Here is a 21,313-nt window from a genome sequence, read left to right as displayed (position 1 = left end):
GTGCGATGGCCAGGGGCGGCCGCTGATCCTGCTGCTGAGCGAAGGCCAGATGAGCGATTACAAAGGGGCGGCGCTGATGCTCGACGCCTTTCCGACGGCCAAGGTCTTGCTCGGCGACAAGGGGTATGACGCGGACTGGTTTCGCAAGGCCCTCGACAATCAAGGCATCGCCGCCTGCATCCCGTCGAGGACCAACCGCAAGCTATCCATCCCGTACGACAAAATGCTCCACCGCCAGCGCCACAAAATCGAGAACATGTTCGCCAAACTCAAGGACTGACGACGCATCCACACCCGCTACGACCGATGCGCACACACCTTCATGTCCGCAATCTGCATCGCTGCAACCGTCATCTTCTGGATCTGATCAATGAGTCCTGACCCTAGGGCTTTATAAATCATGTTTCCTGCAGTGTTAAATCATCCTGTGATATGAAATTCTTCGCCTCACTCAGCAGCCAATTTTTAAACGTTTTGATTTTGGGCTTGTTGATTGATCTCTCTTGACAGAGCAGGTAATAGGCATGCTGGGACGGAACAGTCAGTGGAAAAGGGCGGATCAATTGTCCCTTACGAACAAGGTCTAAAACCAGGACACTGCGCCCCAGAGCTATACCATGGCCATTGAGTGCGGCCTGGATTGCCATATGGGAATGGCTGAAGCGCGGCCCCTGTGGCGAGATTGTCTGAGCTGACCCGGCTGCGCTGAGCCAATTGCTCCAGGACATCTGCATATCGTCATGAATCAGAGTGTGATGCTTTAAATCATTGAGGTCACGCAGTGGTTTTCCTGAAGTAATCAATTCAGGGTGACAGACGGGAAATATATCTTCGTCAAACAGCTTGGTGACTTCAAGACCAGGCCATTTTCCACGACCATATCGGATACGAAGATCGACCCAATGCACCCCTTCTTCACCGACGATATTTCCAAGATCGTCAACTTGATTCTGTGAGGTTACACGAATATTGATGTCAGGATGGGTTTCGGAAAAGCCTTTGAGCCTATTGATCATCCAATTGACCATAAAGGATTCTGCTGCGGACACGCATAACAACTGTTCGCTGCCTTTATCCATGAGTGTTTGAGTGACGGCATAGAGTTCGTTCAGCATGCCCCGTATAAAAGGCAGATAAACCTCTCCTTTTTCCGTCAGAAAAACTTCGCGCTTATGGCGATCAAACAATGGAAAGCCGAACCATTCTTCCAATTGTTTAACCTGATGGCTAACGGCACCCTGAGTAACGAAAAGTTCTTCTCCCGCGCGAGTGAAGCTGCGATGCCGAGCTGCTGCTTCAAATGCTCTGATCGCATTCAGGGGAGGCAATCGACGAGGGTTTATGGGAGTCTGACTCATGTCTCAATGTCCACTCTCTTAAGAACAGATCTTATACGGCGCATGCATGGTGACACATGTGGGGAGATACGAACAGGTAGCACTATGGCCTATTCGGCCATAAAATTTCTGCGCTGTTCCTGGCTGCATCCTTCACCATGGTAATTATGCTCATGGGAGGAAGGAGGAGCTCCGACGCTGCCGGCCCATTGCGGTCATAGGCGAAGATGCGCTTCAGGTAATGGACGGTGAATTCGACGCTACTGAGGGCACCTGAATTTATGGCATTCTGTATCTGTTCAAGCGATGCTGTGCTGAACGTGATCGTTCTGTTTTGTCGTTCTTGGGTAGCATTATGTTCGAAGCAGCTTGTGTCATGACCATGCTCGTCATGATAGAAAAACTTATACCCAGAAGTAGCCGGATCCCAATTGACGCTTGTTTGACTGGCATGAATCCCCCCGTTTTCTGCCTATTTTCTTTTGCATGTTTAGTGAAAAGGGTCAAGGCGAGCTTGAGTGGTTCGGGCTGGGTGGGGCGGTTGGCTTCGAGGGCAGCTAATGATCACGATAAATATCTTTCATTTGTGAGCGTTTTTATTTCCCGATAAGTTAGATCACAGAAGAAAAAGCTTTCAGTCAAGGTTTCGAGATGTGCTGTGGAGAGCTTTTTAAAAAACAGGGTGATCAGTAGTTCATACGTGACTGCTGAGGACAGCATTGAGGAGACTCCGGGTGGTCACTATGAAGGGCGGAAAAGTTCTCGTGGATTCTGTGTTGGAGCACGGGATCGAGACCATATTCGGAATTCCCGGGGGGCAAACTTATGAGCTGTTTGATGCATTTTATGATCGGGGAAACCAGATCAACCTGATCACCAGCCGAAGCGAGCAGGGCGCGGCCTATATGGCTTTTGGATATGCACGTTCGACCGGTAAGGTCGGTGTATTCACCGTGGTTCCGGGGCCAGGTGTTCTCAATACGGGGGCGGCTCTTACGACGGCTTACGCTTGCAATGCGCCGGTGCTTTGTTTGACCGGCCAGGTGCCTTCGACTGGAATTGGCAAGGGCATAGGATATCTTCACGATATTCCGGATCAGCTTGGTGTTCTGGAGCGGATGACGAAATGGGCGAAGCGCATCGATCATCCAGCCCACGCGCCGGCTGCGGTCCGTGAGGCGTTTCATCAGTTGACTACGGGACGGCGGCGTCCAGTCGCCCTTGAAATGGCGCCTGACATAATGTCGCAGGCGGCCGAGGTAACCATGTTGTCGCCGGTTCAGGAACAAGAGCCGATTACTGCAGACCTTGAGTTGATTGTCAAGGCGGCGGCTCTTCTAGGCGCTTCAAAGAACCCGATGATCATGATCGGTAGCGGCGCGATTGAGGCCGGCGAAGAGCTACGTGAACTGGCGGAAATGTTGCAGGCGCCGGTGATTTCGCAGCGTGGTGGTCGTGGTGTGCTGAGCGATCGCCATTATCTGAGCCATAGTTTTCCGGCGGGTCATCGTTTGTGGCCGGATGTGGATGTTGTCATCGCGGTTGGTACGCGTTTCAAATATCCGCGTATGCACTGGGGTACGGATGTTAATTTGAAGATCATTCATATTGATATTGATCCAACCGAAATCAATCGTATTTCGACACCGGATGTGGGTATCGTCGGTGATGCTAAAAAATCCGTGGCGGCGCTGATCCCGGAACTGGCCAAGACCAATCGCAAACGGGAATCCCGTGAGGCAGAGTTTGAGAAATTCAAAGCCGAGATGCGCGCGGAATTTGATGAGCATGTGCAGCCGCAGATGGGAATCCTGCATGCCATACGTGCCGAGCTTCCAGATGATGGTATTTTTGTCGATGAGATAACTCAGGTAGGCTACGCTTCCTGGTATGGCTTCCCGGTCTATGCGCCTCGAACCTTTATCTCGAGTGGCTACGCTGGAAATCTTGGTTATGGATTTCCCACGGCAATCGGTGTCAAGGTGGCCAATCCAGACCGCAAGGTGATTGCGATCTGCGGCGATGGCGGTTTCATGTTCCATTGTGGTGAGCTTGCGACGGCTGTCAAATATGGCCTCAACCTTGTTACGATCATATTCAGTGACGGGGCCTTTACCAACGTCGCCCGTGCTCAGGACACCCGTTATAACGGGCGAGTGATCGGTACAGATTTAAAAAATCCTGATTTTGTGGCCATGGCGGAATCCTTTGGGGCTACGGGTTATAAGGCGACCACAATAGAGGAACTGCGCGAAAAAATCCGGCTTGGGTTTGAGCAGAAAGGTCCGGTCATCATTGAGATGCCGATCGGAAAGACAGATTTCCCCTGGAAATTTCTTTTGCTGCCTAAAGTACGTTCAAATAACAGCTGATCAGCTTGGATCAATCTAAAGGTACTTATGCAATGTCTGAATATGATGTCGTTATCGCTGGTGGTGGGCATAATGCGCTCGCCTGCGCTGCAGTTCTTTGCAAAAATGGTATTAAAACCCTTGTTGCCGAACGCAATGACTGGGTCGGTGGGGGGGCGGTCACGCGTGAACTGACCCAGCCGGGGTTCAAGCATGATCTGTTCGGATCGAACCATGTTTGGATTCATGCCAATCCGCATATTCAGGAAATGATGCCTGAATTGAAGGAGTATGGTCTCGAATATCTATGGGGTGAAGACGAGATCATGGGGCATCCCATGACCGAAGGCCCCGGCGTGATTGTTTATCGTGATCTCGATAAAACCTGTGACAGCATTGCCCAATATTCCAAAAAGGATGCCGCGCGCTATCGCGAGATTTATGATGGATTTGTCGAGATCAAAGACGGGTTCATCAAGAATATGTTCGCGCCGCCGACTCCGCCGAGCTATATGCCTGCAGCGATGGAGCGTAGTCCCGAAGGTCTGCGTATGTTACGCAATTACAATCTGAGCGCCCGCGCCTTTGTGATGGAGAATTTCGAGAACCCCCATATTCAAGCGTTCCTGATCAGCTGGGCTCTGGGCCCGAATATCAAGCCGACCCAGCAGGGCGCAGGTTCGATTTTCTATATCATGATTCCGGCAATTCATGTGTATGGCCAGGCTATCCCGCGCGGTGGCAGCATCGAGCTTCCGAATGCGCTGGCTAAATATGTGAATGCCCATGGCGGCAAGGTGCTGACCAATAGCCCGGTGGAGAAAATTCTCGTTGATAACGGTGTCGCTCGCGGCATCCGGCTGCAGGACGGGACTGAAATACTTGCGAAAAAGGGTGTGGTGAGTGCTCTGGAGCCGCAACAGACATTCCTCAAGCTTATGGATAAAGAGCATCTCCACAGTGATTTCCGGCGCATGGTCAAGAACTTTGTGTTTGGTGATGTGGCTTCATTCCGGGTCCATTTTGCCTTGCATGAAGCGCCGATTTTTAAGGGCTCCGGGAATATCAGCAAGGCACCGTTTCAACGCACGATCACAAGCGTTGCAGATATCGATCGTCATTTTGCCGAATTGTCCATGGGTATCCCGTCCAAAGAACCGCCAATCCATGGTCATTGCTGGAGCCTGCGCGATCCGAGCCGCGCACCTGAAGGCAAGCATACCTTCATGATCGACACCTTCGTACCGAGCAAGCTTGCGAAAGGCAACTGGGCCGATATCAAGGAAAGCTATTCTCAGGAACTGATCAAGACTCTGAGAAAATATACCACGAATATGACCGATGATAATATCATTGAAAGCTTTTCTCATTCGCCCGAAGACATGGAGGCGATGAATCCCTGTTTTGTTGGTGGTGTTCCATCGGGCGGGGAGCGGACATTGTCCCAGTTGGGCTATTTCCGCCCATTCCCGGAATATTCGCAATATCGCGGGCCGCTTGAGCGCATGTATCTGGCTGGACCGTCCTGCCATCCCGGTGGCGGCATTAGTGGTATGGGTGTCATCACGGCACAGGAAATGTTGAAAGATTTCGGTCTCGTTGATGACGAATAAGACTATATTCGAGGGCAGCTGTAAAAGAGAGGGGGATGTTATGATCAAAAGCCAATTGTTAACGGCATATGTTGCGTTTTTTTTCGTCACTGCAGCCGCCCTCTGTTTTTCGGCACAAGCAGATACACTTTCTGAAATTAAACAGCGTGGATATCTTCGCTGCGGTATAACTGAGTCTGGAGCCGGATTCAGTTATATCAACGCTAAGGGGGAGCGTGCCGGTTTTGAAATTGAACATTGCAAGACCTTGGCTGCGGCAATATTTGGCAAATTTAAAGTCGATTATATTATGGCCACGCCACAAACGGCTTTTACATTGCTTCAATCTGGTGGGATCGATGTGTTTCCGTCTGGAGCCACATGGTCGTTCTTGCGCGATGCTTCACTCGGTCTCGACTTCGCAGGGGTTTATTTTCTCGACGGTCAGGGCTTTATGGTTCGCAAGAAAACCGGGGTCAAACAGGTAGCGGATCTGGATGGCGCGACGATCTGTGTGATGCAGGGCACAACGCTTGAACAGAACTTGGCCGATTACTTCGACGGGAAATCCCTCCGTTATTCTCTTATTACCTTTGCTGATACAGACAAGGCGCTTGAGGCCTATCAGGCCGATCGCTGTGATGCCGTAACGATGCACAGATCGGCTTTGGCGGCGCGCGGTGCTGGCATGCATGACCGCGATCAGCACGTCATTCTGGCAGAGGTTATTTCCAACGAGCCTCAGGGGCCGATGGTGCGGCAGGGTGACGCGCGCTGGCGGGATATCGTGCTCTGGGCCTTCAATGTGCGGGTGGCTGCTGAAGAACACGGCGTCACGCAGGCCAATGTCGAGGAGATGCGCCGCAATTCTCCTAATCGCGAAGTTCAGCGCATGTTGGGACGCTATGGGAAATTTGGAGAGGCCATCGGTCTTTCGAACGAATGGGCTTATGACATCATTCGGTTGGTGGGGAATTATGAAGATATATGGAACCGGAACCTGGCTCCGATCGGACTTGAGCGTGGCCCCAATCGATTATTCAAAGATGGCGGCTTGATGTTTGCCTTACCTTTTCGCTAATCAGGAGTATGTGATTTGAGGAGTCCGAGCCCTCGGGAATCCCTGAAAAAATGCCCAACCTATGTGCAAGGGAAAAGTACCATTGCAGGCATTAAAAATCCGATCAAGCTATCTTCCAATGAGTCGCCGTTTGGCCCGAGCCCGAGCGCGAAAGAAGCCTATCTTCAAGCCTTGGAAACAGTGCACCGCTATCCAGATGGGGGGCAAAACGCATTGCGGGCGGCCATTGCCGAGCGTTTTGGAATAGAGGCAGATCAGATCATCGGCGGCAATGGCAGCGAAGAACTGATCCTGCTTGCCATCCGTGCCTTTGTCGATCCCGGCGATCAGGTCATCGTCAGTGACAATGGCTTTGTCATGACCAGAATCCATGCTCTGGCGCAAGGGGCGGAGGTCGTTGTCGCTGCGGAAAAGGATTGGCATGTCAATGTTGATAATATTCTGGAGGCAGTAACGCCGAAAACTAAAATTGTAGCCGTGGCCAACCCCAACAACCCCACCGGAACATATCTGCCGGCCAGCGAGATACGACGTCTTCATGCGGGACTTCCGTCGAATGTTCTGCTGATGCTTGACGGTGCCTATGCCGATTATGTTGTCGCCGATGATTTTGAATCCGGTATCGGGATTGTTCATCAGTCGGCCAACTGCATGATGACCCGGACTTTCTCTAAAATTTATGGTCTGGCCGGCATGCGGGTGGGCTGGGCTTATGCTGCACCGGAAATTGTGGCGGCCATTCAGAAAATCCGGACACCCTTTAATGCTAATTCCCCGGCCATGGCTGCGGCAACAGCGGCGGTGCGGGATATGGGTTTTGCCGATATGGTGCGTGACCATACCATCACCTGGCGCGAGCGCATGGCGGCGCGCTTGCGTGAGCTTGGTCTCATGGTGGTGCCGAGCGTTACCAATTTCCTTTTGCTTCAGTTCCCGGAAGAAAAGGGTCTGAATGCCCTCAAGGCAGCAGCTTACCTGATCGAGAATGGCATTCTGCCGCGGCCGACTGGTGTGTCAGGACCCGGTGATTGCCTGCGCATCACCGTTGGCAGTGCCGAGGAGAATGCAATCTTCCTTCAGGTGATTGAGCGTTATGTGGGAGCGGCGTGATGGCTGCAGATATCAGACTGATCGCTGTCCCAACATCTCCCTTTGCGGCCCGGGTCAAGATTCAGGCTTATGAAAAAGGCCTTGATCTTGAGATAACTGACCCACCGGGCGGCTTTGGTTCGGAACAATTATACGCGCTTAATCCATTTGGAAAAATTCCGATCCTTATGATCGGGGATCAGGCGCTTGTTGAATCCTCCGCCATTCAGGAATATCTGGAGGATATCCATCCGACGCCATCCTTGCGCGGCAGGGATGCGCTTGAGACAGCCAGAATCCGGGCCTTTATCCGTGCTGTCGATCTTTATCTGTTTCCACTTCTGTTTACGTTGCGCGGGATGGGGGCTTCTGCCGATGCATCAGCACGCGCGGCGGTAATTAAGGATCTCAAACAGGTCGTCGCAAGACTTGCAGAGCTTTGTGGCGACAAAGGTTATGTCTGCGGAGAACAATTGTCTCTGGCAGATTGTGCATTGGCTCCGGCATATTTTTATACGAAGCTTTTCCTGACTGCTCAGGGGGCTCAGAATCCTTTTGCAGACCATAAAGTCTTTTGTGATTGGTGGGAAAAGGCTGGCGGGGAAAAATCAGTTATGCGCGGTTTTGATGAGCTTCGGGAGGCTGTTGCGCGCAAGGCTTAAGTTTTGGGGATAGAGCTTGTGAAGGATTGGCAATTAAACTGGGCCACAGTCAGGTCATTGGCGCTTCAACTGGCCATTCTGGCTGGAATAATGGCTGTTATCATCGCTATTGCGAACGCGACTTTAGCCAATCTTGACCGGCTTGGTGTCCAATCCGGTTTTGACTTTATCTGGCAACGCGCCGGGTTTGATATCAGCCAGAAACTATTGCCATACTCATCGGACTCTCCAGTTTATATGGCATTCGCCGTGGCCGTCTGCAACACCATGTTGCTGGCAGTGCTTTGTATTATTTTATCAACTATCCTGGGTCTTCTGGTTGCCTTATGCCGGATCAGTGGCGACTGGTTTCTGAACGGGCTTGGCTGCGGGTTCGTCGAGGTGTTTCGCAATATCCCTGCCTTGCTTCAGATATTCCTGTGGTATTTCGTGGTTCTGCGCGCGCTTCCAGCCTCTGATGATAGTTATCAGATATTCGGGTCCATTTTTCTGAATAATCGCGGCCTATTTTTGCCGAGTTCGAGTCTTCAGACGGGGTTTGTGTCGATCATGGGGCTTGCCCTGTTGGCAATTGCACTGGTCTTTATTGTCGTGATGGTTTTGCGTCGGCACCGCGCCCCCGCTGGATCTCCCGTCAAGGGAGCCGGCATGATGGGTTTCTGGTTGGTTGGCTTTGTGGTTTGGGCGTTCTACGCCGTGGAGTGGCAGGCCCCCGTGATGGACAAATTCGGCTACCGTTCTGATTGGGTCATAAATCCGGAATTATGCGCCGTTCTCCTTGGTATCTCCTTTTATAATTCGAGCTATGTGGCCGAGGTCATCCGGGCCGGTTTCCGGTCTGTGCCGCTGGGCCAGTGGGAAGCCGCAAAGTCATTGGGCTTTGGGCCGCTCAAAACCATGCGACATGTGATCATTCCGCAGGCCATGCGCGTGATCCTGCCGCCCATGACCAACTGCTATCTGAATATATTCAAGGCAACGTCACTTGGTGCTGCAGTTGGATATCCGGAAATAGTGTCCGTAATGGTGGGGACAACCAATAACCTGGTCGGACGTCCTGTGGAAATCATGACCCTGATTTTTTGTATTTATTCCCTGATTTCCTTGCTTGGGGTTTGGGCAATGGCTGCGATGAATCGGCGGTTCAATAGCTTCAAGCCGGTGTAAGAATATGGATAAGGTCAAGAGACGTTTATCACATGGGCAGCTTACCAGGACTTTCATGGGCAATTGGCGCATTGGCTTTAGTATTCTTGGGATCTTACTGTTGGCAGTGATTGTCTGGCCGCTCGTCAGGTGGGCGTTTATTGATGCCTATTGGGTAGGCGTCGGACCCGAAGCCTGTCCCGACAAAACCGGTGCCTGTTGGCCCTTTATCAGGGAACGGTTCGATCAACTCATGTATGGGGTCTATCCCATTCCTGAACGCTGGAGAGTCAATACCGGTCTGTTCATCGGCTTCTGTTTAATGGTACCTATCCTGGTGCCAAAAATACGTGCGAAGGCATTGTGGGTCGGGCTCTTCGTAAGCGTATATCCAATCCTCGCCGTAATTCTTTTTTCCGGCGGCGTATTCGGTCTGGAAAAAATCCAAACCAGTCTGTGGGGCGGACTTTTTCTTAGTCTGGTGGTGGGGGTCTTCGCCTTTGCTTTTGCCTTGCCTACGGGAATATTACTGGCACTTGGGCGTGAGTCGAAAATACCGGCCATTCGCATTCTTGCCGGGACCTGGGTGGAGATCTGGCGAAGCGTACCGACATTGGTCGTGCTGTTTGTCGCGGTTATCATGTTACCGCTTTTTCTGCCGCCACAGTATGAGGTCGATAAATTATTACGTGCGCTTGTTGCGCTGTCCATTCTTATGTCCTGTCATATGGCGGAAGCCATTCGGGGGGCCTTGAGGGCGATTCCAGCCGGTCAGTATGAAGCAGCTACAGCGCTTGGAATTGGATATTGGAAGACGCAGACCCATATCATTCTGCCGCAAGCACTTGCCATGGCAACGCCGCAGATCACAAATGTTGTTATCGGTCTTTTTAAAGAAACGTCATTGCTTGTGGTGATTGGGCTGTTCGATTTTCTTGGTATCGTACAGGCGGTATCAGGCGATTCTCGCTGGCATTTGTCGTCGGCACGTGCCACCGGCTATTTATTCGTGGCCTTCGTCTATTGGTGTATCTGCTTTAGCATGTCTCGCTACAGTTCTTATCTAGAACGCAGCGGTGTTGCGATGCATCGTCGTTGATGCACGGAGTGGTGACTTCGTCCTGTCTCTACCTCTTCATGACTTCATGATCTGCATGAGAAACTTTGATTTGACCCTGCGGCATATGAACCCACAAGATAGCCTCAGGAATTGGGTGCCAGTTACGTCGCATTAAAAAACAAGAATATGCGATTTATAAAAAAACGCGCCGGAATAGTTTTCACGAAACGGGAAATGTTGAGATGACGGTTGATGCGGATGTAATTATCATTGGTGGCGGGCATAATGGTCTGGCCTGTTGCGCTCAGCTGACCAAAGCTGGATTAAGCGTGATCCTGGTTGAGCGTAATAGCTGGCTTGGGGGCGCGACTGGTACCAAAGAAGTCACATTGCCGGGATTCCGACATGACCTTTATGGGTCGAGCCATGTGTGGATTCACGCTAATCCCTATTTCCGCGAAATTCTGCCCGAACTGGAAGAACATGGCCTTGAATATATCTGGTCCAAAGATCTTGTAACCGGCCATCCCACAAAGACTGGCCCTGGCATCGTCGTCTATAAGGATGTGGATAAGACCTGCGCCAGTATTGCGCAATATTCAGAAGCCGATGCCAAACGCTACCGTGAAATTTATGATGGTTTTGTTGAAATCAAGGACGGTTTCATCAAGGGGATGTTCTCGCCACCGTCACCGCCGAGCTATCTGCCTGCAGTGATGGAGAACAGCCGCGCAGGTCTGCGCATGCTGCGTGATTATAACTTGAGCGCGCGTGCCTTCGTCGAGGAGAATTTCGAACATCCGGAAGTGCGGAACGTTATTCTCGGTTGGGCATTGGCGCCCCAGATCACACCGGATCAGGAAGCGGTCGGCCAGACGTTCTACATCATGATCCCCGGCGTTCATGAGTATGGTCAGGCGATTCCCAAAGGTGGCAGTCAAATGCTGGCTGAGGCGCTGGCGAATTATTCGCGTGCTCACGGTGCGAAAATTATGACGGACGCCGGGATTGAGCAGATATTGGTCACGGACGGCACCGCCACCGGTGTGCGGCTGAGCGATGGGCGTGAACTTCATGCCAGCAAGGCAGTGGTAAGCTCTCTCGATCCGCGTCAGACATTTCTTAAACTGATTGACAGTGACTGTCTTGATCCATCGGTGATCACGATGGCCAAGGCTTTCTCCTACGGAAATATCGGGGTGTTCCGCTCCCATTATGCACTCAATGAAGCGCCGCGTTTCAAGAATGGCGATGAGATGAGCCAGACGACTTTCCAGCGGATTTTTTATTCGGTCGAAGACACCCGTGCACATTACGCGGATATCGCTTTGGGGGTGCCGCCGAGGAACCCCTTCATCTGGACCGCCTGCTGGACGCTTCAGGATCCGAGCCGCGCCCCGGAGGGAAAACATACGCTGATCATCGATACATTCGTACCACATACTCTGGCCAGCGGCGAAAGCTGGGATGATGCCAAGCATGACTTTGCGGCACTCATTCTGAGCAAACTCCGTGAATATACTGACAATATGGGGCCAGAGAATATTCTCGGTGAATATGTGGATACGCCGCTCAGTATCGAACGGGCAAACGCCTGTCTGGTCGGCGGCACGAGCACGGGTGGCGAACGCACGCTTTCGCAAACCGGTTATTTCAGACCCATGCCGGGATATTCACAATATCGCGGCCCCCTGAAAAATTTCTATTTAACCGGAGCGTCTTGTCATCCAGGCGGTGGTATCACCGCCATGGGCATGGTGACGGCCAATGAAATGCTGGAAGACTTCGGCATCTAAACGAGTTTGTGATAATTCCATAAGAATAGAGGCAAATAATGTCAGGTAGAATCAAGCCATATACAGCTCTGGTCATTCAGCCAAAGGTAAAAATTGCGCAGAACCGCGATGACATCATGGAAAACCTTAATCGGGTTTGTAACATGATCGATTTTGGGGTTGGCTATTATTGGGAGCTCCCGGCCAGGCTGGTTGTGCTGCCGGAATATTTCCTTCAAGGCGTCACCACACCCGGCAAAGGTGAAGATGGCCTTGAAGGGTTCATGAAAAAAGCCATCACCATACCCGGACCGGAAATGGAAATCCTCGGCAAGAAAGCCAAGCAGTATGGCATCTACATTTCCGGCGGTGGCGTGATCGAGAAGCTGCCCGAGTTTCCCGATCGCTGGTTCAATACCGCTTTTATTATCGGCCCTTGTGGCAATGTCATTCTTAAATATCACAAATGGCATGTGCCGGCTTATATCGGTCTTGGCACCAGCCCGCATGATATGTTCACAGAATATTCCAAGCTGTTCGGCGGTGACCTCAAAAGCTGTTTCCCGGTTGTGGACACGGAGATCGGCAAGCTCGGCACCATGACTTGTCATGACGGGGCGACCCCGGAGATTTCGCGCGCTTTGGGCTTTAACGGCGCCGAGGTGATCTGCCACCCGACGGCGAATCAATCCTTTGAAGGCGTCAGTGACCCCTGGGATTTCTGGGTCTTCACGCGCCGGGCGCGGGCCCATGACAATATGTGTTATGTGCTTGGGTCGAACTGGGGCACCTGTGAGTATGATTACTATCCAGAGGCATTCTGTCCCGGCCATTCCTTCATCATCGACTATATCGGTGTGGTCAACCGGATTGCACCTTACCCCGCGGAACAGGTCCTGGCCGGGCCGATTGATATCGAAGCCCTGCGGGAACATCGGTCGCGGGTCTCCCATAACACCTGGGTTGACGTTCGATCGGAGGTCTTCAAGGAAATGTACGAAAATCCGATCTATCCGTCGAACCTGTTTCCGCCGGGACATCCGCCGCGCAGCCTGACGCAAAAGATTGCCGGTGCCAGGCAGGCTTTGGATGTGCTTTATGAACGCGGAACCTTTACGCCGCCTTATGGCATGAAACCTGAAGAAATGTCGGCTGAACTCGACAAGCGTGTGGCTCATGCCCACGCTCAGGGAACATTGCGCAAATTTGACTGATACAGATACGGATCCGGTCGCCGAGAAAGGACAATAACGTGAGAGTTGTAAGCAAGCTTGTGGAGTTGGAATTCCACGTCGACCGGATCCAATCAGCTAAAAACGGAATCGTCATTCTGAATGATCCGACAAAGTCGATGGCAACGAAAGTTTTTATCGACCCGACTGATGCCATGGCCATTGCCAAGGTGGTTCTGAGTAGTGGGGCGGCCTGGCGTTTTATGCTGACGTTCTCATTCAGCTATCTGCGCAATAAATACCGCAAGCCCCAAAAGAAATCAGCGGGAGTAAAGCCATGACTGTTCCGGCATCGCTTGTCGAATTTCTGTCACAAACCCGTCCGATGCTGATCGGTGGCAACTGGATAAGGGGAGCATCGGAAAATGAATTCGATGTTGTCAATCCGGCGACAGAGGCTGTGATTGCGAGAGTTTCGGGGGCAGGTGAGGCAGATATTGATGCTGCCGTCAAAGCCGCTCAGATAGCTTTTGAATCTGGCGTCTGGGCGATGATCAATCCCTATGAGAAAAGTAAAATTCTATGGCGTGTTGCAGAATTACTGGAGCAGAATATCGAGCAACTCGCCTATTTGAATACATTGGAAAATGGCAAACCACTTGGCGCATCACGCGCGGGGGATGTCCCCGCAGCAGCCAAAACATTCCGTCACTATGCGGGATTGTGCACAAAGATCGAAGGCAAGACACCACAGATTTCATCCGCGCCGGATAATTTCCATGCCTATACGCGGCATGAGCCGATTGGTGTCGTTGGTCAGATTGTTCCCTGGAATGGACCGATCGTTGCTTTGTCCTGGAAAATTGCACCGGCCCTTGCTGCCGGATGCACCATTGTTTTCAAACCTGCCGAAGAAACGCCCCTGACGTCGCTTTACATTGGCCAGCTGCTCCTCGAAGCGGGGGTTCCGGCAGGGGTGGTCAATATCGTTCCAGGATATGGGCATATTGCCGGCGCGGCCATAACGGCACATCCGGGGATCCGCAAGGTTTCTTTCACGGGTTCAACCGAGGTCGGACGTCATATTATCCAGAGTTCCAGTGGAAATTTTAAGAAATTGTCCCTGGAACTTGGCGGTAAGTCACCATTGGTCATTTTCGCCGATGCCGATCTTGAACGGGCGATCCCGGCGGCGGCCAATGCAATCTTTTTTAATGCCGGTCAAGTCTGCATTGCCGGGTCGCGGCTTTATGTCGAAGCGCCTGTTTATGAACAGGTGGTGCAGGGCATTGCGAAGATTGCCACCACTATGCGCGTAGGGCCCGGGTTGGATTCGGAAACGGAGATGGGCCCGGTCATATCACGCCAGCAGTTTGAGCGGGTTCTCGGCTTTATCGAAAAAGGGCGTGAAGAAGGTGCCCGCGTGCTCGCTGGTGGCGGTCGCGTCGGGGACAAAGGTTATTTTATCCAGCCGACGGTTCTCGGCGATATGAGACAGGATATGACCCTGGTTCGCGAGGAAATCTTTGGTCCTGTGCTCTGCGCAATGAAATTCCACGATATGGCGGAGATTGTCGAAAAAGCCAATGATACCGATTATGGCCTTGCAGCCAGCATCTGGACCAGCAATCTCAGCAAGGCCCATAACCTTGCCGCACGGATTGAAGCGGGCCTGGTCTGGATCAATTGCCATGCAGTCTCTGATCCGTCGGTTGCCTTCGGCGGTTATAAACTATCCGGCTGGGGCCGTGAAAACGGCTGGGAAGGGATGGAGCAATATACCGAAACAAAATCAGTTATTGCCAATATAACATAGGTTTGTAACGGGTGCTGGTCCAAGCGGAAGAAATGCCATGAGAACGATTTTGATTTCCGGCTGTAGTTCAGGATTCGGGGCCTTATGTGCGCTGGAGTTTGCCGCTGCGGGTGATCGGGTCGTGGCGACGATGCGCAACCTTGACAGGAGCGGGGAGCTTCAGGAACAGGCACGCAACAAGAATGTAACGCTTCACATGCGGGCGCTGGATGTAAGCAATCCGGCGTCTATCGAAAGCTGCGTTTCTTCGGTTATTGAAGAGTTTGGACAGATTGACGTTCTGATCAATAACGCCGGCATTCATTTGCTTGCTGCTGTTGAGGATATGGCGGACGCGGATTTCCGACGGCTGTTCGAGACGAATTTCTTTGGTGCCATCAATCTGGCACGGGCTGTGCTGCCGTCAATGCGGGAGCGGGGAAGGGGACATATCATCACCTTGTCGTCTATCGGATCACGCATCGGCCGGGCAACGGATGGCATATATTGTGCCAGTAAGGCTGCCGTGGAAACCGCCTTCGAAGCGATGAGGTATGAAGTCGCGCGTTTTGGCGTCAACGTATCTGTTGTTTGTCCAGGCGCCTTTAAAACCAACATTACCCAGAATGTCAAAATGCCTGAAAATTATACCACATCTCCCTATGCCGATTTGGTGCAGTTTCGGGCTGGAAAAGTTCATGAGTCCTGTGCAAATGGCGGCGATCCCTTAGAGGTTGCACAGCTGATTATGACAATTTCCAAAAATTCAAAGCCGGACTTTCGCTATCTTGCGGGCCAGCAGGCGCTGCATATGGACCGAGAACTTACACCATTGAATGATGCGGACCGTACGGAGATGATCACGCGACTTGCGGGGATCGGTTGGTGGGTTTCGGGTTCTGATCTGACGGCTGGGAATGAGTAAATGAATATGGATTGTGGCGCACATATTCATAAAAGCGATGATCATGCAGAATCCACGGTTATTGAAATAACCGGCCTCAATAAATGGTATGACAGCAATCATGTCTTGAAGGATGTGGCATTGTCTGTTCAGGCCGGAGATAAAGTGGTGATTTGCGGCCCGTCGGGATCGGGCAAGTCAACTTTGATCCGTTGTATCAACGGACTGGAACCGCATCAGTCCGGTACGCTGATCGTTCAGGGCAACCGTTTGGATACAGCCCGAAAAATACATGCCAGTCGCCAGACTGTGGGTATGGTGTTTCAGCAATTCAATCTTTTTCCGCATTTGACCGTTTTAGAAAATCTGGTTCTTGCCCCCAAGTTGCTAAAAAAGGTAAGCCACGCCGTCGCTGTGGAACGGGCCATGCATTATCTGAAGAAAGTGAAGCTGGCTGATTACTGCGGTCGATATCCGGGGCAGCTTTCCGGAGGGCAGCAACAGCGCGTGGCGATAGCCCGTGCACTCTGCATGCAACCAAGCATCATGCTGTTTGACGAACCGACGTCGGCGCTTGATCCGGAGACCATTGGCGAGGTGCTCGATACTATGATCGAACTTGCCGATTCGGGCATGACCATGCTGTGCGTAACCCATGAAATGACATTCGCTCGTCGCGTCGCTAACCGTATTTTGTTCATGGATCAGGGGCAGATTCTTGAAGATCGCAAACCGGATGATTTTTTCGAAAATCCAGGAACAGACCGTTTAAAGCGGTTCCTGTCTCAGATCCTGTCCCATTGATGACTGTTATAAGGGAAACTATTCTATGGATACTCTGCGACGCAATAATCTCATCGACGGGGAATGGCTCGCTGGTGAAGACTATCTCCCCAATATGAATCCGTCAGATACCAAAGACATTGAGGGGCATTATGCAGAGGCGACATTTCCACAAGTTCATTTGGTGATATCCGCCGCGAGAAAGGCATTTCCGGCCTGGTCACGGTCACCTCTCATGGAACGCTTCACGCTGCTCGATAAAATCGCAGACAAGATCAGTGAACGTCAGGATGATCTAGCTCGGCAGCTCGCGCGGGAAGAAGGAAAAATTCTGTCCGAAGCACGGGCAGAGGTCATGCGGGCCGCACAGATTTTTAAATTCTTTGCCGGGGAATGTTTGCGCATTCGGGGCGAAGTTGTTGATTCTGTCCGGCCGGGGGTTGATGTGGAAATCACCCGAGAGGCCATCGGTGTCTGCGTCGCAATCACCCCGTGGAATTTTCCCATTGCCATTCCGGCATGGAAAGTGGCGCCGGCTCTTGCTTATGGTAACTGTGTTATCTTGAAGCCTTCGGAGTTGGCACCAGGATGCGCATGGTCTCTGGCCCGGATTATCCAAGATTGTGGCGCACCGGCGGGGGTGTTCAATCTGGTGATGGGGGATGGCGCTTCGGTCGGTGCAAAACTGATTGCTTCTGATGGCGTGGATGCCGTGAGTTTTACGGGGTCGCAAACTACGGGAAGTATGGTCAGACGCATATGTGCGGAAAGTGGAAAGCGCGTTCAGCTGGAAATGGGAGGAAAGAATCCTCTGGTTGTCATTGATGATGCCGATCTCGACAAGGCCGTTTCGGTAGCATTGAATGGCGCGTTCTTTTCAACCGGACAACGATGCACGGCATCGTCCAGACTTATTGTAACAGATGGCATTCATGATGCCTTTGTTGCCGCCTTGACGAAAAAGATGGTGGGATTAACCGTTGGCAATGCCCTTGACGATAAAAGTGAAATCGGTCCGGTGGTGGATGATCGTCAGTTTCGCAAGAACATGGAAGCCCTGGAGCGTGCCCGTCGAGATGGTGCCATAGTTGTAGGCGGAGAGCCGGTCGAAATTGAGAATGGAAATCTATATATGCGACCGGCTCTGGTGCTTGGCACACGCCCCGACATGGTGATCAATCAGGAGGAAATATTCGGGCCGATTGCGAGCATTCTGCGTGTCCGTGATTATGAAGAAGCTTTGGCTGTGGCCAATGATGTGCCGTTTGGTTTGTCTGCCGGTCTCTGCACGACCTCGCTTGCTATGGCACGTGATTTCAAGCGACGGATCAAGGCAGGTATGGTCATGATCAATTTGCCGACGGCGGGCGTGGACTTTCATGTGCCTTTCGGCGGCGTGAAGGAATCAAGTTATGGTCCACGTGAACAAGGGAGTTATGCCAAAGATTTCTATACCGTCATGAAAACAACTTATATCGGGTGAGGGGCGAGATGCAGAGGGATCAGAGAAAGTCTTATAAGGACTTCTTGCCACTTGATGCTGACAGGGCATTGTTGCTTGGGCGGGTATGGAGCGCCCGGGAGGAGGGCCCGGTTCCGGTTCTGGTTCAGGGTGATGCCTTGATGGATGTGAGTGCGATCGCAGCGACAGTTTCACAAATTCTGGAACTGGAGAATGTCGTGGAACGATTGCGCAATCATCGTGGGCCAATCATTGCGCAGCTTGAAGATGTGATGAACGCCCCATCCTGGGATGCTGAAGATCAGGAAGTCAAATTACTGGCTCCGGTCGATCTGCAATGTATCAAAGCCTGTGGTGTCACCTTTGCGGTGTCGGCCAAGGAACGGATCATTGAGGAACAGGCAAAGGGAGATCCGATAGCAGCCACCCGGATACGTGCTGAGCTGGAAATCGCCTTTGGCGATGCTTTGTCCCGCGTAAAGCCGGGTACTAAAGAAGCTGAGGACATTAAGGCGCGGTTGATTGAGCAGGGCCTCTGGTCGCAATACCTCGAAGTGGCGATCGGGCCTGATGCCGAAGTTTTCACCAAAGCTCCAACCCTGTCCGCGGTTGGCTGGGGTGACCTCGTGGGTATCCGTCAGGATTCATCCTGGACGAATCCTGAGCCGGAAGTCGTTTTGATCTGCAACAGTCGAGCGAAAATTGTCGGCGTGACACTTGGAAATGATGTCAACCTGCGTGATTTTGAAGGACGTAGCGCGCTTTTGCTCGGCAAAGGAAAGGACAATAACGCATCTGCCAGTATGGGGCCGTTCATTCGTCTGCTGGATGACAGTTTTACAATGGATCGGGTTCGTACAGCGGAAGTATCTTTGGCCATATCCGGCGCTGATGGATTTTCATTACGCTCAACCAATTCTATGACCCTGATCAGCCGTGCGCCGGAGGATCTGGTTACACAAACCTGCGGTGCTGATCATCAATATCCTGATGGGTTCACTCTTTATCTTGGGTCATTGTTTGCGCCAGTGCAGGTTCGCGGTCACGAAGGAAAGAATTTCACCCATCATCTTGGTGACATTGTAGAAATATATTCTCCCGACTTTGGTTGTTTGCTAAATAAAGTCGCTTACACGTCGGAGGCACCACCATGGACCTTCGGTTTGGCAGAGTTAATGCGAAATCTTGCAAAACGGGGCCTTTTATAGGCCCCGTTTTCATTGGTTCACTATCACATCACCGAGCCGATTTGCCAGGGCGTGAATTCATTGTCGCCATAGTCGAGCTCTTCGCTTTTTGTTAGTTGTCCCGAGGCGACGGCTAATATGCTCTCAAATATTTCCGCACCCTTACTGCGAACGTCGCTATCGCCGGTGATGATGTCGCCGCAGTTGATATCCATATCTTCGCTCATATTTTCATAAAGCGCGCTATTGGTCGTGAGTTTGATGCTCGGCACCGGTTTGAAACCGAAGGCGGAGCCGCGCCCGGTGGTGAAGCAGATGATATTCGCGCCGGACGCCACTTGGCCTGTCACCGATGCTGGGTCGAAACCCGGGCTGTCCATGACCACCAGTCCCTTCCGTGTGATCGCCTCGGCATAGCGGAACACGCCTGTCAGGTTGGTGCTGCCGCCTTTGGCCATGGCGCCCAAGGATTTCTCCAGGATGGTTGTCAGGCCGCCGGCCTTATTGCCGGGTGAGGGGTTGTTGTTGAGTTCGTCGCCATTAGCCTTGGTATAGCGCTCCCACCAGCGAATGCGCTCGATCAGCGCCTCGGCGACGGAGCGGTCGGTGGCGCGGCGAATCAGCAAATGTTCGGCGCCGTAAAGCTCGGGCGTTTCCGATAAAATGGCCGTCCCGCCCTGTTCGATCAAAAGGTCGGCGGCAGCGCCGAGGGCCGGGTTCGCGGTGATGCCGGAATAGGCGTCGGAGCCGCCGCATTGCAGGGCCAGAGTCAATTCGCTGGCGAGCACGGTTTCGCGCTGGCAGGCGTTGACCTGGGGCAGCATCGCTTTCAGTGCGTCCAAGCCGGCGGTCACGGCTTTCCGCGTCCCGCCCGCGTCCTGGATTGTGAAGGCGGTGACCCGTTCCGAACGGTCGAGGCCGTCGCCAAACAGATCTTTTATTTGCATGACTTCGCAGCCGAGTCCGACCAGCAAAATACCGGCGAAATTCGGATGGTTGGCATAGCCATGGAGCACGCGTTTTAAATTTTCGTAGCCGTCGCCCGAACCGCGCATGCCGCAGCCGGTGCCGTGAACCAGCGCGACGACGCCATCGACATTCGGATAGGGCGCAAAGAGATTGGCCCGGTTGGCGGCGTCGGCGATGTGCCGCGCCACGGTGGCCGAACAATTAACCGAGGTCAGAATACCGATATAATTGCGTGTCCCGACTTTGCCATTCTGACGGCGGTAGCCCTGGAACGTCCGCCTGTCCGCAAGCGGCACATATTGGGTTGCTGTTGTGGCGGTGCAAAAATCATAATCGGTGGTAAGCGTATTCATGATGCAATTATGGGTGTGAACATGGGCACCGGCGGGAATATAGGCAGCCGCGCGCCCGATCACTTGTCGATATTTGACGATTGCATCGCCGACTGCGATATCGCGCAGGGCGACTTTATGCATGACGGGAATGAACTGCACGGTTTTGAGATTGCGAGCGGAATCTAAAACCACGTCCATGCCCAGCGGTTCGGTGGCGATGGCGACATTGTCGTCCATGTGCAAACGCACAATCTTATCCATGAGCCTTATCCATTATCGGTACTCGTGAAATCATATGGGTGAAGAAAAGAATGCAGTGGCATGTAAAACTGCCGCTATGACAGTGAGCCTTACTTACGAAACAGCATTGCTTTCTATTGGTCAAATCTATTGTGCTGTGCCTGCGATGAAATTAGCTCATAGACATTATTAATTAAAATGGTTTGTCCATTTCTCAGATCGCCCACTAAGGTTACGCTATAAAATCTCGTGACGACATGGAACTCACTAGGCCCTGTTTCAAATGGAAGGCTGTAGAATTTCATCTTCTCGGTCAGATACGCCTCTGATTTTACTGGCCGAGCAGCACGAACATACATCATTCCGCGAATAG

At 52.2% G+C, this 21,313-nt stretch carries 17 protein-coding genes and 1 pseudogene; 16 read left to right on the top strand and 2 right to left on the bottom strand.

Annotated features, from left to right (window positions below; all coding sequences use genetic code 11):
• Nucleotides 1-367, top strand: a pseudogene (locus NYP16_RS07900) (IS5 family transposase); the annotation flags it as partial.
• A 31-nt stretch (nucleotides 368-398) separates the two neighbouring features.
• On the opposite strand, the gene gcvA reads toward NYP16_RS07900, so the two are convergent.
• Nucleotides 399-1,358 carry a transcriptional regulator GcvA gene (gene gcvA, locus NYP16_RS07895; RefSeq protein WP_274943569.1) on the bottom strand — a complete coding sequence of 320 codons (960 nt, stop codon included), beginning with the start codon at nucleotides 1,356-1,358 and terminating at the stop codon, nucleotides 399-401.
• A 722-nt stretch (nucleotides 1,359-2,080) separates the two neighbouring features.
• Between gcvA and NYP16_RS07890 the strand changes: the two genes are divergently transcribed.
• From NYP16_RS07890 to NYP16_RS07820, 15 genes are all read left to right on the top strand, one after another.
• Nucleotides 2,081-3,709: a thiamine pyrophosphate-dependent enzyme gene (locus NYP16_RS07890; protein ID WP_274943585.1), complete on the top strand. Its 1,629-nt coding sequence runs from the start codon at nucleotides 2,081-2,083 to the stop codon at nucleotides 3,707-3,709.
• 32 nt (nucleotides 3,710-3,741) lie between these two features.
• Entirely contained in the window at nucleotides 3,742-5,301 is a 1,560-nt protein-coding gene (locus NYP16_RS07885; RefSeq protein WP_274943568.1) for a phytoene desaturase family protein, read from the top strand.
• Between the two features lie 40 nt (nucleotides 5,302-5,341).
• Complete coding sequence (locus NYP16_RS07880) at nucleotides 5,342-6,361, top strand: amino acid ABC transporter substrate-binding protein (RefSeq protein ID WP_274943567.1); 1,020 nt, start codon at nucleotides 5,342-5,344, stop codon at nucleotides 6,359-6,361.
• Nucleotides 6,362-6,376: 15 nt separating this feature from the next.
• Complete coding sequence (gene hisC / locus NYP16_RS07875; protein ID WP_274943566.1) at nucleotides 6,377-7,471, top strand: histidinol-phosphate transaminase; 1,095 nt, start codon at nucleotides 6,377-6,379, stop codon at nucleotides 7,469-7,471.
• Nucleotides 7,471-8,112, top strand: a complete 642-nt coding sequence (locus NYP16_RS07870; protein WP_274943565.1) for a glutathione S-transferase family protein — start codon at nucleotides 7,471-7,473, stop codon at nucleotides 8,110-8,112. Before hisC ends, NYP16_RS07870 begins: the two co-directional genes overlap by 1 nt.
• A gap of 18 nt (nucleotides 8,113-8,130) precedes the next feature.
• Nucleotides 8,131-9,279, top strand: coding sequence for an amino acid ABC transporter permease (locus tag NYP16_RS07865; RefSeq protein ID WP_274943564.1), 1,149 nt, complete (start codon nucleotides 8,131-8,133; stop codon nucleotides 9,277-9,279).
• 55 nt (nucleotides 9,280-9,334) lie between these two features.
• Nucleotides 9,335-10,357, top strand: coding sequence for an amino acid ABC transporter permease (locus NYP16_RS07860; protein ID WP_274943563.1), 1,023 nt, complete (start codon nucleotides 9,335-9,337; stop codon nucleotides 10,355-10,357).
• 203 nt (nucleotides 10,358-10,560) lie between these two features.
• Nucleotides 10,561-12,114, top strand: coding sequence for a phytoene desaturase family protein (locus tag NYP16_RS07855; protein WP_274943562.1), 1,554 nt, complete (start codon nucleotides 10,561-10,563; stop codon nucleotides 12,112-12,114).
• Nucleotides 12,115-12,152: 38 nt separating this feature from the next.
• Complete coding sequence (locus NYP16_RS07850) at nucleotides 12,153-13,307, top strand: nitrilase-related carbon-nitrogen hydrolase (protein WP_346742481.1); 1,155 nt, start codon at nucleotides 12,153-12,155, stop codon at nucleotides 13,305-13,307.
• Between the two features lie 38 nt (nucleotides 13,308-13,345).
• Nucleotides 13,346-13,606, top strand: coding sequence for a hypothetical protein (locus tag NYP16_RS07845; protein WP_274943561.1), 261 nt, complete (start codon nucleotides 13,346-13,348; stop codon nucleotides 13,604-13,606).
• Entirely contained in the window at nucleotides 13,603-15,081 is a 1,479-nt protein-coding gene (locus tag NYP16_RS07840) for an aldehyde dehydrogenase family protein (protein WP_274943560.1), read from the top strand. Before NYP16_RS07845 ends, NYP16_RS07840 begins: the two co-directional genes overlap by 4 nt.
• Before the next feature lie 37 nt (nucleotides 15,082-15,118).
• Nucleotides 15,119-15,985, top strand: coding sequence for an SDR family oxidoreductase (locus NYP16_RS07835; protein ID WP_274943559.1), 867 nt, complete (start codon nucleotides 15,119-15,121; stop codon nucleotides 15,983-15,985).
• Nucleotides 15,986-16,768 (top strand): amino acid ABC transporter ATP-binding protein, encoded by a 783-nt coding sequence (locus NYP16_RS07830; protein WP_274943558.1) that lies wholly within the window; start codon nucleotides 15,986-15,988, stop codon nucleotides 16,766-16,768.
• Between the two features lie 25 nt (nucleotides 16,769-16,793).
• Entirely contained in the window at nucleotides 16,794-18,230 is a 1,437-nt protein-coding gene (locus NYP16_RS07825; protein ID WP_274943557.1) for an aldehyde dehydrogenase family protein, read from the top strand.
• Nucleotides 18,231-18,238: 8 nt separating this feature from the next.
• Nucleotides 18,239-19,417 (top strand): fumarylacetoacetate hydrolase family protein, encoded by a 1,179-nt coding sequence (locus NYP16_RS07820; RefSeq protein ID WP_274943556.1) that lies wholly within the window; start codon nucleotides 18,239-18,241, stop codon nucleotides 19,415-19,417.
• A 23-nt stretch (nucleotides 19,418-19,440) separates the two neighbouring features.
• Here NYP16_RS07820 and NYP16_RS07815 read toward each other — a convergent pair whose 3' ends face one another.
• Nucleotides 19,441-20,961 carry a UxaA family hydrolase gene (locus NYP16_RS07815; RefSeq protein ID WP_274943555.1) on the bottom strand — a complete coding sequence of 507 codons (1,521 nt, stop codon included), beginning with the start codon at nucleotides 20,959-20,961 and terminating at the stop codon, nucleotides 19,441-19,443.
• Between the last annotated feature and the right edge of the window lie 352 nt (nucleotides 20,962-21,313).

It is taken from the genome of Govania unica (assembly GCF_027920805.1).
GTDB classification, from domain to species: Bacteria; Pseudomonadota; Alphaproteobacteria; order Sphingomonadales; family Govanellaceae; genus Govanella; species Govanella unica.
Note: the sequence above shows the minus strand (reverse complement) of the source record. Positions and strands in the feature narration are given on the sequence as shown.